The organism is Limosilactobacillus agrestimuris (assembly GCF_943193105.1).
Lineage (GTDB): Bacteria > Bacillota > Bacilli > Lactobacillales > Lactobacillaceae > Limosilactobacillus > Limosilactobacillus agrestimuris.
The window spans coordinates 40,331-54,518 of the sequence record NZ_CALPCW010000006.1; the positions used below are offsets into that span (position 1 = coordinate 40,331).

Consider the following 14,188-nt stretch of genomic DNA (forward strand, 5'->3'; position numbering starts at 1 on the left):
AAATAGTCCACCTTATACCAGACAGAAGTATCTGGAGCCAGGGTAATGGTTGGCAGCCAGGCAAGCCCTACTTAGTTCAGGAGCCAATTCACAGGGGATTAAATATTAACTAACCATGCTTAGTTCGCACCAACCACTAAGTCTCTGAACTAGTTAGTCAAACTGTTTCCTGTTCGAGATCATTAACATGTTTACATTTGATGTTTCATATTTTACTCATCAAATTTTAATTTGTCAACGATTAAAATAAATTTATTTGATTTATTACCTGGCACTTATATGTAGAAACAATCTTGTTAAAATGTTGAAATAACTATTTATTCTAATAAGGGCTTCACAAGTTAGAATTTGTATTGTAAACTACTCAACAATTACAAAATGATTAGAAAATAAGGAGTGGTAATTATGTTTAAATTTTCTAAAAGAGTTCCTGCTGACGGTACAGATGCTGTTGGTGCAATCCTAAAAGCAGCTGCTGATCCGAAGATTATTTCATTTGCGGGTGGTTTACCAGCTCCTGAATTATTTCCTGTAGAACAGATGAAAAAAGCGACTGATAAGGTTTATGCTGAACACGGTCGTCAAGCACTTCAATATGGTGCCGCCAAAGGGGTTACTGAGCTTCGTGAACTAATCCTAAAGCGCGTTAAAGAAAAAGAAAATGTTGAGGCCGATCTTGAGAACGTAATGGTAACTACCGGTTCAGAACAGGCAATTGATCTGGTCGGTAAAGCATTTGTTAATCCAGGGGACACAGTTCTTGTAGAAGAACCAACTTACCTTTGTGCTTTGGATGTTTTCCGTTCTTATGGAGCTAACTTTGTCAGTGTACCAATGGATGAAGACGGAATGAAAATGGATGCCTTGGAAGATGCTCTCAAACAGCATCCGGAAACAGCTTTAATTTATACAGTTCCTAATTTCCAAAATCCTACGGGACGAACAATGCCAGCCGACCGCCGAAAGAAATTTGCTGAGCTAGCAGCAAAGTATGATGTTCCGGTTCTTGAAGATAACCCTTATGGTGATATCCGATTTGCTGGCGAGCATGTTCCTTCTGTAAAGTCATTTGACCGTGCCGGTAAGGTTTTTTATATGAGTACTTTTTCTAAAATTCTTGCGCCAGGTTTTCGTCTTGGTTGGCTTGTAGCAGATCCTAAAGTAATTGAAAAGTTAACGGTCCTTAAGCAATCGGCGGATCTTCATACCGATAATTTAGTCCAATATGTCGTTAACGAATTCTTTAAGGAAAATGATGTTGATGCTCACGTTAAAGAAATCAGTGATCTTTATGGTAAACGAAAGCAATTAATGATTGAAGGAATTAAGAAGTACTTCCCAAAGAATGTTAAGTATACTGATCCGGAAGGTGGAATGTTCTTATGGGTTGAAGTACCAGGTGTTGACGATACCGTTGAGCTCTTTAAACAATGCCTTGAACACGATGTTGCCTTTGTCCCTGGTGATCCGTTCTATGCTGGAAAGCCACAACCGGGAACCTTCCGCTTGAACTACTCTAATATGCAAGAAGATCAAATCGAAGTAGGATTAAAGCGACTTGGCGAAGCATTAACCCAAGCATTAAAAGCTTAGAAAATAGGATTATTTTGAAAGTGAGAGGTTGAATATTTATACCCAGTCTCTTTTTTCTTTTTAAAAATTGTTTTTATTCTATAAAGCCATTCTTCCTTTGCTGGTAATATAATTGTAAAATATAAGTAGTTAAATAAACGGGAGAAAGAATACAAATAGAAAGGGTTGGAACTATGCGAAAACCATTCATCGTTGCCAATTGGAAAATGCACAAAAACGTGAAAGAATCCGTTGACTTTGTTAACCAAATTAAGTCTAAATTACCAGACCCAAAAAAGATGGAAGTTGGGATTGCGGCACAGGCCTTTGCTCTTCCCAGCATGGTTGAGGCTGCTGGGAAATCCGGCTTGAAGATTATTGCCCAGAATGCTGCTGCTGAATATTCAGGGCCATATACTGGCGAAATTAGCCTTCGGGGGCTTGCAGACGCAGGAGTATCATATGTGATGCTAGGACATATTGAACGACGGCGATTATTTGGTGAGACAAATGAGAGCGTTCATAAGAAGGTCCAAGCCGCCCTTCAACGAGGAGTCACCCCAATCATTTGTACTGATGAAACAATGGTTCAACAGGTGGTTAATGACGAAATTCACTATGTTTTTCATCAATTAATGACCGTTCTTCACGGGATTTCATTAGACCAGATTAAGCAAGTTGTTATTTCTTATGAACCCAGTTGGGCAGTTGGTGCTGGTCAGCATGCTAACCCAACTCTAGCAGAAGAAGGATGTCGACTAATTCGGCAGACGATTGCTGAGTACTATAGTTACGAGATCGCTGATAAGATTCGGATCTTGTATGGTGGGAGTGTTAATCCGAATAATATTAAGGATATCGTTGATAAACCTGATATTGACGGCGTCTTGATTGGTCGGGCAAGTCTTGATTTGGATAATTTCCTCAAGATGATTTCGAATGCTCAATTAACCATAAAGGAAGAAAAGAAGTAGTAAAAAGGTTCTTGGTATTCAGCCTTGAAAACCAAGAACCCTTTTTAAGAGATTGAACTACTTATCATCATCCTTTTTCATTTCTTCACGAGTTTTGACATCATTAACGTGAAGCTCAAACTTAACCAACTTTAGTCCGGTCATTTTCTCCAAAGCATTTTCGACTTCTTTGCAGACAGCGTCAAAAATTTCTGGAGCACTTTTACCATATTCAATTGTTGCGTCCATTTTGATTGCAACTTGTTTCTCACCAACATCGGCATTAATTCCCTTAGTCATGTTACTACTGGAAGAAACCTTGTCGGCAAATTCTGAAAACATATTGCCATCCAGAGAAATGATACCAGGGACACGAGTAGCAGTAATGCCAGCAATTTTTTCAATTACGCTGTCATCAAATGTTAAATGTTGATCAACAGTTGCTTTAGTTGAGTTTAAGTTAGTGTTTGTAGTAGTCATAATTAATTCCTCCTTAGAAATTATTCAGCGAGTTTAGCACTTAATTTGTTAACGATTCCTTTGAATGAGAAACCGATGAGGTCGAGCGTCAGTCCAATTAGTGCAAAGATAGCGGTGGTCAGAAGGATGGCTAATGCTGGCCAAAAGCCCCAGACAATCCAGCTAATGCTAAGCACTAATCCGGTGATTGCGCCAATAAGAACAAGTTTCATTTTAGTCCCTCCTTTTGAGATTAAATGACTGTAACGGTTTTCTTGTGATTATAAGGTTCTAGTCTTACCCGAAGTTTCCGCAGACCAATAGCAAAATTAGTTTGTAAGTTATTTTCAATTGTGTCAGTTAAAGAAGTCTTAAGCAGTTCTGGGTTTGATTGAGTTGAAAGCATCCCCGTAACAGTAACATCAGCCTTTTGACGGTTTTTAAGCATCTTAACCTTAGTTGTTGGGTTGTATAAACCAAAGCTAGATAAACTAAGACGGATACTTTTTTCAACCGCAGCCCTGTCAACCGAAATATGACGGGCACCACTACGGGCAATTATTAGTTGCTTACTCGTTGTTGGACGAAAGATTGAACTTCCGATTACGATAATTGCCATCAGGATGATATAGCTTGCTAAACCAATGATGGTATATTGTCCGGGGGTGGTTAACAGCCAATGGTTCAGTTCTAGTGTCCAGGGTTCATGACGGAAGATCCAGAGAAGGATTACTAATCCCCCAATTAACCCTTGAATTAACATTGTGAGAGTTATCCACCATTTTTTCCAATTAGCCATTAAAGCATCACTCCTTTCGTTATGCAGGCTTTTCTTTGAGTGTCTTAACTTTAACATGGCTGAAAGGATTTTACATTAGATCGCTAATTGATATAAGAGTTTCTTATACGGGTGATCATCGATTCTTCATAGTTATTTACAGATAGCAGATAAAATTAACAAAAGGGATCGTATTTGTCGTATAATTTACTATGATTAATTTGATTCTATTTTGAAATGGGGATGAGAAAATGATAATTCGGCAGGCAAAGCAAAATGATTTAGAAACTATCTTGGAGATCCTTCGTGACGGAAGAAACCAATTAGCTGAACGGGGTGTCGATCAATGGCAGGGGGACTACCCGAATGCCCAGCATATTCAAGAAGATATTGATAATGGATACGCATACCTGGTTAAGTCAGATGATGGAATGACTGTTGGGGCAGTTGCCATTGTTAATTCGCCGGACCATGTTTATGATCACATTAACGGAGAATGGTTAATGAATACGGATAATTATGTTACTATCCACCGGGTAGCAATTCATTCAAGTCACGCTGGTAAGGGGTACGCATCGAAGCTTTTTATTAGTGTGATCGATTATCTGGAGAAGCACCGTCCGGATGTAAAGTCAATTCGTCTTAGTACCAATGAGAATAATCTTGTTATGCAACATATTGCTGAAAAGAACGGTTTTCAAAAGGTTGGGACGATGCCAGGTGCATACCGCCCAACAGAACTTTCTTATGTTTACGAATTACTAACAAAAACCCATGCATTAGTTGGATAATAAATTAAAGGCCTCGGATTCAATGAGCGAATCTGAGGCCTTATTTGTTATTTATTAATTTGCTGAGCGTAATTGCGAGCATTATAGAGCTCATAAACAATGATTGTTTCAATCAGGGTAATAATACAAATCAAGAGAAAGGTATACATCTCAGGAAGAATAAAGAGCAGGATTAGTAAAATCCAAGAGAACCAACTCCACTGAGTCTCAATTTTAACAACTCGTTGAACTCGCTTTGTTGGGGTAATTCTTCCAGAGTGTTGGAAAATATCACGAATTTGAGTAAACCACTTAACTTCGAAGAAACTTTCAATCATAAAAATGACGATTAAAGCCATTAGGTAAATATGTGCCATCTTTTTGGACTCCTTTAAGCATGATGCAAAGTTAAGTTTAACCGTTTCACTAATAATAAGCAAACATCAAGTTACTTAATTAATTTTGCATTAACCCACCGGGAAACGGCAATCGACAATGCTACTCCTAGGGCAAGTGGAATAAAGGCGGTAAAGTTTAAATGACACACTTCAAAGAGCATAAACATCGACATAAGTGGTGCTTGCTGAGAAGCAGTAAGGAAGTATGCTGCACCAAGAACGGCACATTGGGTAATGGTTACTCCTGGCATAATTTGAACATAAACCATCCCCAAGAAAACGCCAATCACAGCGCCAAGAGAAATAGATGGCGTCAAGATACCACCGTAAGCCCCACATTTAATACTAAAGATGGTTACAACTGCTTTGGCCATAAAGCCAAAGAGAAGGACAAGAATAACACTCTTATTAATAGTAGTGGTGTTCATTGCTAATTGAGCTAAGCCACGACCATTTCCCATTATTTGGGGATAGAATGCGGCAACCGCTCCCGTGATGATTCCCATTAGTGGTAGTTGATAAAGAACGCTTTTGGTAACAGCACGGTTAGCACTAGCTTTTTTGACCCCCAGTTTGAAGTAGGAACCAAGAATCCCGAGAAGGGGGGCAAGAATAATCACGATTGGTAAGATTCGCAGGGATGGAAAATTTTTGGAACCAACTAAGTAGTATGGCTTGTATCCCTTAACGATTGAACCGATTAACGTAGCAATGACAGACATTGTTAAACTAACGGATACGACTCTGGCATTGACTTTTTTATAAAGAAGTTCGATTGCAAAAACGGCACCAGTAATCGGGGCGATATATACCCCTGAGAAACCAGCTCCGGCAGCGCAAGCAATCAGCATTTTTTGGTCTTCTGGATCAAGTTTCAAGTATCGATTATTAGCGAAGACGCGTTCCCATTTTTGAGCAATAGCAGCACCTGCTTCCCGTGGTGCTAATTCACGACCAATGGAATTCCCGGTCCCAACATAGAAGATCTGGGTAACAACATGGATCATTGTCTTTGCTAAAGGCATCGTTTTTCCGTCAATTGCTTTGCTAATTCCCACTGGACGGTATTTTCGTTGCAGGAAGAACCACGAAATTGCTGCAATGGCAGCACCAACAAAAACAGAAATAAAACGGTGACCAGGGCCAACAAAAATGTCGACAGGGAATTTATTAGTTTCCTCAAAGTTAAGGAAGTATTTTTCCGATAGGTCCAACAAAATACTTAATAGTAATGAACTTGTCCCCACGATCACGCCGAGGACAATGGTGGCAATAATTAACGGGACATTTTTGGAAATAGACTTCATTTTCTTTTTCTCTCCCATATATAATTAATTTATACCTTGTTAGTTTATAACAGCAAAAAATAAAAATAAAGGCAATTAGGGAAATATGAGATATAAGGGTGTATGATAAAGAAAAAATCTAGGTGAGAGAAATTATGGATAAACAGCCAACTAAAAAAGATGCAATTGTGTTAATTATTATTGCCCTAGCGGTAGCTACAATTCAAGGAATCTGTGCACAATTAGGCAAATAAAGGAGCATAATAGCGTTCATCATTTTGGTGATGGCCATTATGCTCCTTTTGTTTTAGTATAGTTGTTTAATTTTCTTAACAGTTGACGTAATATCTTGACTACCAAGAACCATAGAAATCATTGATAGTCCACTAACACCGGTCTTAAGAACTGTCGCCATATTATCCAAAGTTATACCACCAATTGCAACTAACGGGTGAGTGCTTAGTTCATCTAATTTTTGCAGTTGGGTAAGACCTAAAGCTGGATCTGCATCCTTCTTTGACGTTGTTTTGAAAACCGGACCGCAGCCAATATAGTTAACTTCTGGGATTTGGTTTGCCAATTTAATTTCAGTAGGTGTATTGCAGGAATAGCCAATCATTAGTTTACCATTGGCTTTTTTAATTACTTGATGAATTTGTTCATCGTCTTGTCCAACATGGACTCCATCTGCGCCCACACGAAGAGCCATTTCAACATCATCATCAATAAAAATTGGGATTGAGTAACGCGTTCCCATCTCAACTAATCGGCGAGCCATAATTAAGCGGGCATCGTCTGTCATTGTTGAACTATCCTTTTCACGGTATTGGAACGCGGTGATCCCTGCTTGCATAGCTTCTTCAACTTTGTCAAGGAATTCATAAGAATCATGGTGAGTATCCTGAGTACCGCCAACAAGGTAAATTTGTAACATTTGAGGATTAAATTTCATTTTGTTCACTCCTTATTTTTGCCCAATGGTTTAGTGGACCATGTCCGTGACCAACATTAATGCCCTGCTTAATAGTTGCTTCAACATATGCTTTTCCAATTCGAAGAGCATCTTCCATTGATTTTCCCTTAGCTAATTCGGCAGTGATACATGAAGAGATTGTATCACCAGTACCATGAGTATTTCGTGTTTTCTTTCGCTTAGAAGTTAGCCAAAATGATTGACCGTTTTCTAATAATACATAATCATTGGCTTCATCTTCACTAGAAAAGTGGCCTCCCTTAACGAGGACGTTTTTGGCACCCATGGATTGAAGACAATGACCAGCAGCAGCCATGTTAGCTTCTGTGGTAATCGTCATCTGTGTTAATTCTTCAGCTTCGGGAAGGTTAGGGGTAATTAAATCAGCAAGTGGTAATAATTGATCCCGAACGACATCAATTGCATCATCACTTAAAAGTTTAGCACCACCTTTAGCAATCATCACGGGATCAACAGTTAATGGACCAAAATCATGACGTTTTAAATTATTAACAACGGTTTTAACCCGGAGTGGATCAGCGAGCATCCCCGTTTTACATGCTCTAATCTTAAAGTCCGCTGCTAAGGATGCAAATTGTTCATCAATTAGTTTGGGCGGCGTTGCTAATGCATCCTGAACACCAAGAGTATTTTGTGCTGTAACTGCAACCACAACCATGGTGGCAAAAACACCACGCATTTGCAATGTTTTAAAATCAGCAGATATACCAGCACCACCACCTGAATCAGTACCAGCAATCGTTAAGGCTTGTGGAAAGTCATTTGTCATTACTATTTACTCCTTTTTATAAAACTGACAATACTTCATTTGAGTTAAGGGTTGCGAGCTCATCCATTAGTTTAACTTGCCATTGGCCGAACCCCGTTACTTCTCGCGCTGCCTTAACACCAGCAGCTGTAAAGAATTTTGTTGCCGTACAAACAGCTAAATAGGGAGTATCACTTACACTTAAATAAGCCGCGATAATACTCGAAAGCATATCACCACTACCAATATTAGTTGTAAAGTAATTAGTGGAGAGATGATTAATAAATTCGTTATTGCCGTCAGTTACAATATCTGTTTTACCCGTGAGGACAACTATGCAATTATAAGCCTGAGCAACATTCTTGGCTATTTCATGGAGATTTGCTTGGCCCGAACCGCCATCGATTCCGTGGGAACTCCAATTAACATTAGCGAGTGCCGCAATTTCACCTGCATTACCGCGGATAACGGTGAATTGATAGCTTTGAAGAAGGCCTTTAGCCACCGTTAATCGGTATTGGCTGGCACCAATGGCAACCGGATCGAGGACAACTGGCTTCTGATTTTGGTTTTCCTTTAAAACGGTTGTAATTTCATTAACTTGTTCTTTATTAATTGTTCCTAGATTGATTGTTATTGCATTTGCTAATGCAACCATTTCACTAGCTTCCTGTGGGGCAATGGACATGATTGGTGATGTTCCAATTGCACTTAACCCGTCCGCAACTTTAGCAGGGGTCACTGTATTGGCAATTGTTAACACAACCGGGTTCTGTTGGCGAACTAGTTTTGGTAAGTTTAGTTGTAATGTTGTCATAATTTCACTTCCTGGATAATAAAAAAGCTGTTAGTTGATCGTTAACTAACAGCTCCATTTTTTATATTGAGTTAGCATTTTCCTTGCGCAAGTACTAGCTTAACAGGTTCAAGGGTCCGTATATCTAAATACATCTCAGTCTGGCAAACAGACACCCCTAATGCTGCTTATTAACATAGTTTTATAATAACACAGAAAGCGCTTTTAAGCATTAAGGTAGTCAATTAATTTTGGCAATATTTGCTTGGTTTCCCGTTGACCTGTTTCGTATAATTGACGAATCTTTTTAACGTTCCCTTCAACCCGGCTTACTTTAACTGGGTGTTGGGGGGCAATATTAAAGATTTGACCAGTTCGTTCAAGGTGTTCAATTTGGGCAATTTGTTGATTATAGACTTCTGGACGACGAATTCCAGCTTCAGCGAATTGGGGATAATCCTTGAAGTAGCGACGGTATAGTTGTCGGACGGGACGGCTAGAGGGCTTTTTCCTATAACTAACATCGCGAGTACGGACAACCACGATTTTATCGTAGCCTTGTTCCTGAGCAACATCAAATGGAATTGAATCAGCAATTCCTCCATCTAAACAAAGGCCATCTGGTGTTGGTGCTGGATCCATCATAAATGGCATTGAACAAGAAGCAATTAGCGCTTGAGTTAGCTTTTCACCAGTAAAATCTGTAAACAAGGCTTTTTTTCCGTCCTGAAGTCTGGTAGCAACAGCGGTGAAGTGGGAGGCAGATCTAATGTAAGCTCGCTCATCAAAATTTCGCCAAGAAAGGCCGTGATCTTCAAAAAGGTAATTCATATTAATTACCTTTTTTTGGAATAATCGCGCCATTGAAATATAATCATGATCATGACGGTGGTTAATGTTAATGTTTGCTGCTCGACCATATTGTTTAGCGACAAAATTGACACCATTAAGTGAACCAGCTGAAACACCAATTACGCTGCTAAATTCGATGTGGTTAGCAAGAAGCATGTCGCATACTCCCGCAGTATATTGACCGCGGAAAGCGCCACCTTCAAGGACTAACGCTGCATTATATAGCATTACTTTCACTCCTTAATATTATTACTAGGTTATTGTAAGTCGATAGTGGTTAAAAATTCAATCTTTTATTGGTTTTCCGCTAGAGTAGCAAACTCTTGAAGAAATTTTTCCATTACTGGGGTAATTACCGTGTTTTTTCGCCAGGCAAGGACATGGCCTGTTTCTTTATGCGGGGAAAAAGGAATAAAGGTTAATTTTGGATCATGAAATGAATCAACAATTCCTTCAATTCCCAATAAACAGTAGTTGCCAGTTTTAAGAAGCTCGTAAGCATTACTTGGCAGATTATTGGTTGCCATGACATTTAATTTTGTTTGGTCGAGTTTAAGGACATCGCTAATTTCATCGCGGACAATGTTACGGGTAGGGACAATTAGTGGTAATTTATAAAGATCATCCTTGGTGATTGATTTTTTCTTGGCTAATGGATCAGAACTTTTAACAATTAATCCCCAACGTTCGCGAACCGGTAAAACAATAAAATTATACTTTGCTGCCTCTACAGGCTCAATCAAAGCAGCAAAATCCTCTAATCCCGAATCTAGGCGTTGACGTAAGAGATCACCATTACCATCATAAAGATTAAATTTAACATTCGGGTACTTTTTCTGAAAGTTGCTAATAATTTTCATTATGAGTTTAGATACCTTTGAAACAACGCACCCAATGTTGATTACTCCAGTTAGTTCTTCTTCGGTATTTTGTAATTCTTGTTTAGTTTGGTTAACTAATGAGAGGATTGTCGAAGCACGTTGTTGAAAAAGGGCTCCCTCATTAGTAAGGGTCATCCGTCTTTGTTGACGATCAAAAAGTGTCACACCGAGTTCCTTTTCAAGTTCGATTATTTGGCGGGAAAGGGTCGGCTGTGTAATATGAAGTTGTTGAGCAGCACGGGTAATATTGTTTGTTTGTGCTACAGTTAAGAAGTACTTGATTACTCTAGTATCCATATTTATCCCTCAATTCAGTTAATGGATAGATAAAACTATTTTAAGCTAAAATTATAATAACGTAAATTAAGAAAGCTTGACCTATAGAAAGGAAGAACATTAATGTCGCGAAAAGTATTAATCTTATATTATTCTCAATTTGGTAATACCGCGAAGCTTGCTAGTTCAATTCATCGTCAAACAGGAGCGGACATTCTTCGTTTAAAAGTCCCCCAAAACTATTTTCCTGAAGATATGGAAGAAGCGGATCAAGTTTTTAAACGTGATAACAGGGCTGGTAAATTACCTCCAATCATGACTAAAATCCCGGATCTTCACTATTACGATACAATTTTAATTGGTGGACCAGTTTGGGACGGTAAAGTGTCATCCACGATTTTGAAACTTTTACAAATGATGTCTCATTACCAAGGTAAAGTAGTGCCATTTAGTACTGGCTGGAGGGATTCTGGAAAATACCAGAAGGATTTTATTGCGCATGCTGGTAAATTAAATGTTGCTCATGGGTATCATGTATTGACCCACGGTACTCCACAGTATAGTCCAGCTTCTCTGGCTTCATGGTTACGAAAATTGCAATTCAATTAGTGAATGATTCCTTAGTTATAATAAGCATTATACATACTGTGACTTTTCTTGTAAGCTATAGTTAATCAAAACACTTACATCAAGGAGGAGTTTAAACTATGACAAAGAATGAAGAAACGGTCAAGAATGATATGTTTGGCTTTGGAGATAAAAATGTTGCTTTCGCTAAGTACTTTATTGGAACAAGCTACTTGAACGGGTTAGTGTCACCTGATGATAATATTGATATCAACGTGGCGAACGTTAATTTTGAACCAGGATGTCGGAATAATTGGCATATTCATCATGATGGTTTTCAAATTATTATGTGTACTGCTGGTGAAGGTTGGTACCAGGAAGAAGGAAAGCCAGCTCAATTATTAAAGCCCGGAGATGTAGTAGCCATTCATGAAGGTGTAAAACATTGGCATGGGGCTACTAAAGATAGCTGGTTTTCTCATATCGCGATTACGAAAGGGACTAGTAAATGGTTAGAACCAGTTGATGAAGATTACTACGATCAGTTAAGCGATTAGTTAATTAATCAGAAATACATAAAAACGAGTTAGCAAAATAGGGACTTTGTTATTCCTACCTTTGTTAACTCATTTTTTACTTTCATTTATTCTACTGATTCTGAAGCGATAATCAGCATTTTACCATCCAATTTCCATTCATTAATAGTTGCTGGTATGAGAAGGTGGATTCCCTTCTTTAGTTGGTAAGCTTTTCCATCTGCAGTTAAGGTTCCTTCACCATTAATGACTGACATTAGGGTATATGGACCATGCTCATGTTTCCTGATTAATTTTCCATTTACCTCCCACTTATAAACGCTAAAGAATGGAGAATCAGGTTGGGTAATAAGGGTAGTAACTTTAGAATCACCAATCATTTCCGACTGAATGTGTAATTCGGGCTCCTTAAACGGGACAGTTGTGACATCGATTGATTGCTTTAAATGAAGGGCACGTTTCTTTCCAGTTTTCTTATCGACCCGATCATAGTCGTAAATTCGGTAAGTAGTATCAGAACTTTGTTGAGTTTCAAGGGCAACAATTCCCTTATTCAAGGCATGAATTGTCCCAGAAGGAACGTAAACAAAGTCGCCAGTTTTAACCGGCTTTTTATCAAAAAGCTTTTCCCACTCATGGTGTTTGATCATTTCTTTAAGTTCATCCCGTGTCTTTGCGGTATGACCATAAGTAAGGTAGGCACCCTGATCAGCATGAATAATGTACCAGCATTCAGTCTTACCAAGCTCGTGTTCATGTTCTTCAGCGTAAGCATTATCTGGATGAACTTGAACTGACAGGCTAGCTTCGGCGTCGAGAATCTTAGTTAATAGTGGGAAAACTTTTGACTTTGGATTTCCAAATAGTTCTGGATGCTGGGCATAAACATCAGGGAGTAATTGTCCCTTAAATTCACCATTTTCGATCATATTTGAACCATGGGGATGTCCAGAGATCGCCCAACACTCACCAATTGTTCCGTCTGGAATATCGTAATTAAAGTCTTCTGCTAACCGTCGACCACCCCAAATTTTTTCATGAAAAATAGGTTTTAAAAATAATGGTTCTGCCATAACTGTCACTGTCCTTTTTGCTCGAAATTAAGAAACGCATTTTCACTTCTATAAAGCGCTTTCCACAATGATTTTAACAGTCTTAGTTAAAGAAAACCATCTAATCACGTAAATTTAATAAAGAAAAGCTAGAAAACAACCACAAGATAGTTGGCTATTTTCTAGCTTTTTCTAGTCATCCCAGACTTTTTTTGCAACGTTGAATGCTGACCAGGCATTCGGCCAGCCTAAATAAAAGGCAAGATGAGTAATCACTTCGGCGATTTCGTCTTTTGTAATACCATTAATTTTAGCAGTTTGCATATGGTAAGGGAGCTGTTCGAAGGCTCCTTTAGCAATTAAGGCAGTTACGGTAATTAGACTCCGGTCACGGGGACTTAATTCTTTCTCTCGGGACCAAACTTGCCCGAAGAGGACATCATCATTTAATTCAGCAAATTTTGGTGCAAAGTCACCCAATTGATCGCGACCAGCGGTTTGTTTTTTTACCATTGAAAATCATCCTTTCTAAGGTAAAGTCCTTTCTTATCATTACTATAAGGCCAGATGAAGAAAAGATGAAATACCAATATTAAGTAGATATTAATGCAAAAGGTGAATGATAAAGCAGACCTAATGATTTGTCTTGATTAATTTTACTTCCACCCGGTCACGGAAAGTATTCTAGTACTTTGACTGTGAAGAGATAATACTTGGGGTATCAATAATATCATCGAAAAATCAAGATTTCTTACAAGAGTTAAATAGCCGACCAGCATCACAAACTGAGATTCGACAAGTTGTTAGTGATATTACTGGTCACCAAATTGATGAATCAGTAGAAATTCGCTTACCAATCAGGAGTGATTATGGAGCTAACCTAGAAATTGGTAAAGAAGTCTTTATTAATAGTGGTGCCATGTTTACTGATCTTGGGGGAATTGTCATTGAAGATAAAGTCTTAATTGCCCCTAACGTAACAATAATTTCGGTCAACCATCCCCTTAATCTAACAAAACGTCGTGGACTTGAACTAAAGCCCGTCAGAATTAAGGAGAATGCTTGGGTTGGAGCTAACGCAACTATTCTTCCTGGTGTAACAGTAGGCAAGAATGCCGTTGTTGCTGCAGGGGCAGTAGTAACTAAAAATGTACCAGATAATATGGTAGTTGCGGGAGTTCCAGCAAAAGAAATTAAGAAAATTGGAGAGAATTAAATTATTTTCCTTAAAAATTTATAAAGGAGAAAATAAATGAAAAAATATTTTAGT

18 protein-coding genes and 1 riboswitch are annotated in these 14,188 nt (G+C 38.6%); of the genes, 6 read left to right on the forward strand and 12 right to left on the reverse strand.

Annotated elements, in window-relative coordinates; genetic code table 11:
* Positions 1-405: 405 nt before the first annotated feature.
* Together NFR46_RS05265 and tpiA are read left to right on the forward strand one after the other, a co-directional pair.
* Positions 406-1,593 (forward strand): aminotransferase-like domain-containing protein, encoded by a 1,188-nt coding sequence (locus tag NFR46_RS05265; RefSeq protein WP_251575320.1) that lies wholly within the window; start codon positions 406-408, stop codon positions 1,591-1,593.
* A gap of 173 nt (positions 1,594-1,766) precedes the next feature.
* Positions 1,767-2,546 (forward strand): triose-phosphate isomerase, encoded by a 780-nt coding sequence (gene tpiA, locus NFR46_RS05270; protein WP_251575322.1) that lies wholly within the window; start codon positions 1,767-1,769, stop codon positions 2,544-2,546.
* Positions 2,547-2,603: 57 nt separating this feature from the next.
* Here the strand turns inward: tpiA and NFR46_RS05275 are convergent, their stop codons facing one another.
* Genes NFR46_RS05275 through amaP form a run of 3 tightly spaced genes read right to left on the reverse strand, consistent with a single transcriptional unit; the run spans position 2,604 to position 3,783 of the window.
* Complete coding sequence (locus tag NFR46_RS05275) at positions 2,604-3,005, reverse strand: Asp23/Gls24 family envelope stress response protein (RefSeq protein WP_251575323.1); 402 nt, start codon at positions 3,003-3,005, stop codon at positions 2,604-2,606.
* Between the two features lie 20 nt (positions 3,006-3,025).
* A complete protein-coding gene (locus NFR46_RS05280) occupies positions 3,026-3,217 on the reverse strand; it encodes a DUF2273 domain-containing protein (RefSeq protein WP_251575325.1) in 192 nt (63 codons plus the stop codon).
* 20 nt (positions 3,218-3,237) lie between these two features.
* Positions 3,238-3,783: an alkaline shock response membrane anchor protein AmaP gene (amaP, locus tag NFR46_RS05285; RefSeq protein WP_251575326.1), complete on the reverse strand. Its 546-nt coding sequence runs from the start codon at positions 3,781-3,783 to the stop codon at positions 3,238-3,240.
* Between the two features lie 230 nt (positions 3,784-4,013).
* Here amaP and NFR46_RS05290 point away from each other — a divergent pair, with 230 nt between their 5' ends.
* Complete coding sequence (locus tag NFR46_RS05290; RefSeq protein WP_251575329.1) at positions 4,014-4,553, forward strand: GNAT family N-acetyltransferase; 540 nt, start codon at positions 4,014-4,016, stop codon at positions 4,551-4,553.
* Between the two features lie 47 nt (positions 4,554-4,600).
* On the opposite strand, the gene NFR46_RS05295 is transcribed toward NFR46_RS05290, so the two are convergent.
* From NFR46_RS05295 to NFR46_RS05325, 7 genes are all read right to left on the reverse strand, one after another.
* A complete protein-coding gene (locus tag NFR46_RS05295; protein WP_251575330.1) occupies positions 4,601-4,909 on the reverse strand; it encodes a hypothetical protein in 309 nt (102 codons plus the stop codon).
* A 71-nt stretch (positions 4,910-4,980) separates the two neighbouring features.
* The gene (locus NFR46_RS05300; protein ID WP_251575331.1) at positions 4,981-6,237 is read right to left on the reverse strand and encodes a chloride channel protein; all 1,257 of its coding nucleotides are present in this window, start codon (positions 6,235-6,237) and stop codon (positions 4,981-4,983) included.
* A gap of 286 nt (positions 6,238-6,523) precedes the next feature.
* Positions 6,524-7,168, reverse strand: coding sequence for a thiamine phosphate synthase (gene thiE / locus NFR46_RS05305; protein ID WP_251575333.1), 645 nt, complete (start codon positions 7,166-7,168; stop codon positions 6,524-6,526).
* Positions 7,158-7,979 carry a bifunctional hydroxymethylpyrimidine kinase/phosphomethylpyrimidine kinase gene (thiD, locus tag NFR46_RS05310; protein ID WP_251575337.1) on the reverse strand — a complete coding sequence of 274 codons (822 nt, stop codon included), beginning with the start codon at positions 7,977-7,979 and terminating at the stop codon, positions 7,158-7,160. Before thiD ends, thiE begins: the two co-directional genes overlap by 11 nt.
* Before the next feature lie 16 nt (positions 7,980-7,995).
* Positions 7,996-8,775 (reverse strand): hydroxyethylthiazole kinase, encoded by a 780-nt coding sequence (gene thiM / locus NFR46_RS05315; RefSeq protein WP_251575340.1) that lies wholly within the window; start codon positions 8,773-8,775, stop codon positions 7,996-7,998.
* A 62-nt stretch (positions 8,776-8,837) separates the two neighbouring features.
* Positions 8,838-8,944, reverse strand: a riboswitch (TPP riboswitch).
* Positions 8,945-8,979: 35 nt separating this feature from the next.
* Entirely contained in the window at positions 8,980-9,834 is an 855-nt protein-coding gene (locus NFR46_RS05320) for a patatin-like phospholipase family protein (RefSeq protein WP_251575344.1), read from the reverse strand.
* Between the two features lie 65 nt (positions 9,835-9,899).
* The gene (locus NFR46_RS05325; RefSeq protein ID WP_251575345.1) at positions 9,900-10,784 is read right to left on the reverse strand and encodes a LysR family transcriptional regulator; all 885 of its coding nucleotides are present in this window, start codon (positions 10,782-10,784) and stop codon (positions 9,900-9,902) included.
* Positions 10,785-10,886: 102 nt separating this feature from the next.
* On the opposite strand from NFR46_RS05325, the gene NFR46_RS05330 reads away from it, so the two are divergent.
* Positions 10,887-11,372 (forward strand): flavodoxin family protein, encoded by a 486-nt coding sequence (locus NFR46_RS05330; RefSeq protein ID WP_251575347.1) that lies wholly within the window; start codon positions 10,887-10,889, stop codon positions 11,370-11,372.
* A gap of 98 nt (positions 11,373-11,470) precedes the next feature.
* Entirely contained in the window at positions 11,471-11,887 is a 417-nt protein-coding gene (locus tag NFR46_RS05335; RefSeq protein ID WP_251575348.1) for a cupin domain-containing protein, read from the forward strand.
* Positions 11,888-11,973: 86 nt separating this feature from the next.
* Here the strand turns inward: NFR46_RS05335 and manA are convergent, their stop codons facing one another.
* Both manA and NFR46_RS05345 read right to left on the reverse strand, forming a co-directional pair.
* A complete protein-coding gene (manA, locus tag NFR46_RS05340; RefSeq protein WP_251575350.1) occupies positions 11,974-12,939 on the reverse strand; it encodes a mannose-6-phosphate isomerase, class I in 966 nt (321 codons plus the stop codon).
* 171 nt (positions 12,940-13,110) lie between these two features.
* On the reverse strand, positions 13,111-13,431 hold the full coding sequence (locus NFR46_RS05345; protein WP_251575352.1) for a carboxymuconolactone decarboxylase family protein: 321 nt from the start codon (positions 13,429-13,431) through the stop codon (positions 13,111-13,113).
* 193 nt (positions 13,432-13,624) lie between these two features.
* On the opposite strand from NFR46_RS05345, the gene NFR46_RS05350 reads away from it, so the two are divergent.
* Entirely contained in the window at positions 13,625-14,134 is a 510-nt protein-coding gene (locus tag NFR46_RS05350; protein ID WP_251575461.1) for a DapH/DapD/GlmU-related protein, read from the forward strand.
* The last annotated feature ends 54 nt before the right edge of the window (positions 14,135-14,188 follow it).

Excerpts from the sequence above, each read along its gene's own strand:
- manA (WP_251575350.1), bottom strand. The coding sequence starts at position 12,939 with ATGGCAGAACCATTATTTTTAAAACCTATTTTTCATGAAAAAATTTGG.
- thiE (WP_251575333.1), bottom strand. The coding sequence starts at position 7,168 with ATGAAATTTAATCCTCAAATGTTACAAATTTACCTTGTTGGCGGTACT.
- amaP (WP_251575326.1), bottom strand. The coding sequence starts at position 3,783 with ATGGCTAATTGGAAAAAATGGTGGATAACTCTCACAATGTTAATTCAA.
- NFR46_RS05345 (WP_251575352.1), bottom strand. The coding sequence starts at position 13,431 with ATGGTAAAAAAACAAACCGCTGGTCGCGATCAATTGGGTGACTTTGCA.
- NFR46_RS05290 (WP_251575329.1), top strand. The coding sequence starts at position 4,014 with ATGATAATTCGGCAGGCAAAGCAAAATGATTTAGAAACTATCTTGGAG.
- thiD (WP_251575337.1), bottom strand. The coding sequence starts at position 7,979 with ATGACAAATGACTTTCCACAAGCCTTAACGATTGCTGGTACTGATTCA.
- thiM (WP_251575340.1), bottom strand. The coding sequence starts at position 8,775 with ATGACAACATTACAACTAAACTTACCAAAACTAGTTCGCCAACAGAAC.
- NFR46_RS05335 (WP_251575348.1), top strand. The coding sequence starts at position 11,471 with ATGACAAAGAATGAAGAAACGGTCAAGAATGATATGTTTGGCTTTGGA.
- NFR46_RS05320 (WP_251575344.1), bottom strand. The coding sequence starts at position 9,834 with ATGCTATATAATGCAGCGTTAGTCCTTGAAGGTGGCGCTTTCCGCGGT.
- tpiA (WP_251575322.1), top strand. The coding sequence starts at position 1,767 with ATGCGAAAACCATTCATCGTTGCCAATTGGAAAATGCACAAAAACGTG.
- NFR46_RS05295 (WP_251575330.1), bottom strand. The coding sequence starts at position 4,909 with ATGGCACATATTTACCTAATGGCTTTAATCGTCATTTTTATGATTGAA.
- NFR46_RS05280 (WP_251575325.1), bottom strand. The coding sequence starts at position 3,217 with ATGAAACTTGTTCTTATTGGCGCAATCACCGGATTAGTGCTTAGCATT.
- NFR46_RS05300 (WP_251575331.1), bottom strand. The coding sequence starts at position 6,237 with ATGAAGTCTATTTCCAAAAATGTCCCGTTAATTATTGCCACCATTGTC.
- NFR46_RS05265 (WP_251575320.1), top strand. The coding sequence starts at position 406 with ATGTTTAAATTTTCTAAAAGAGTTCCTGCTGACGGTACAGATGCTGTT.
- NFR46_RS05330 (WP_251575347.1), top strand. The coding sequence starts at position 10,887 with ATGTCGCGAAAAGTATTAATCTTATATTATTCTCAATTTGGTAATACC.
- NFR46_RS05325 (WP_251575345.1), bottom strand. The coding sequence starts at position 10,784 with ATGGATACTAGAGTAATCAAGTACTTCTTAACTGTAGCACAAACAAAC.
- NFR46_RS05275 (WP_251575323.1), bottom strand. The coding sequence starts at position 3,005 with ATGACTACTACAAACACTAACTTAAACTCAACTAAAGCAACTGTTGAT.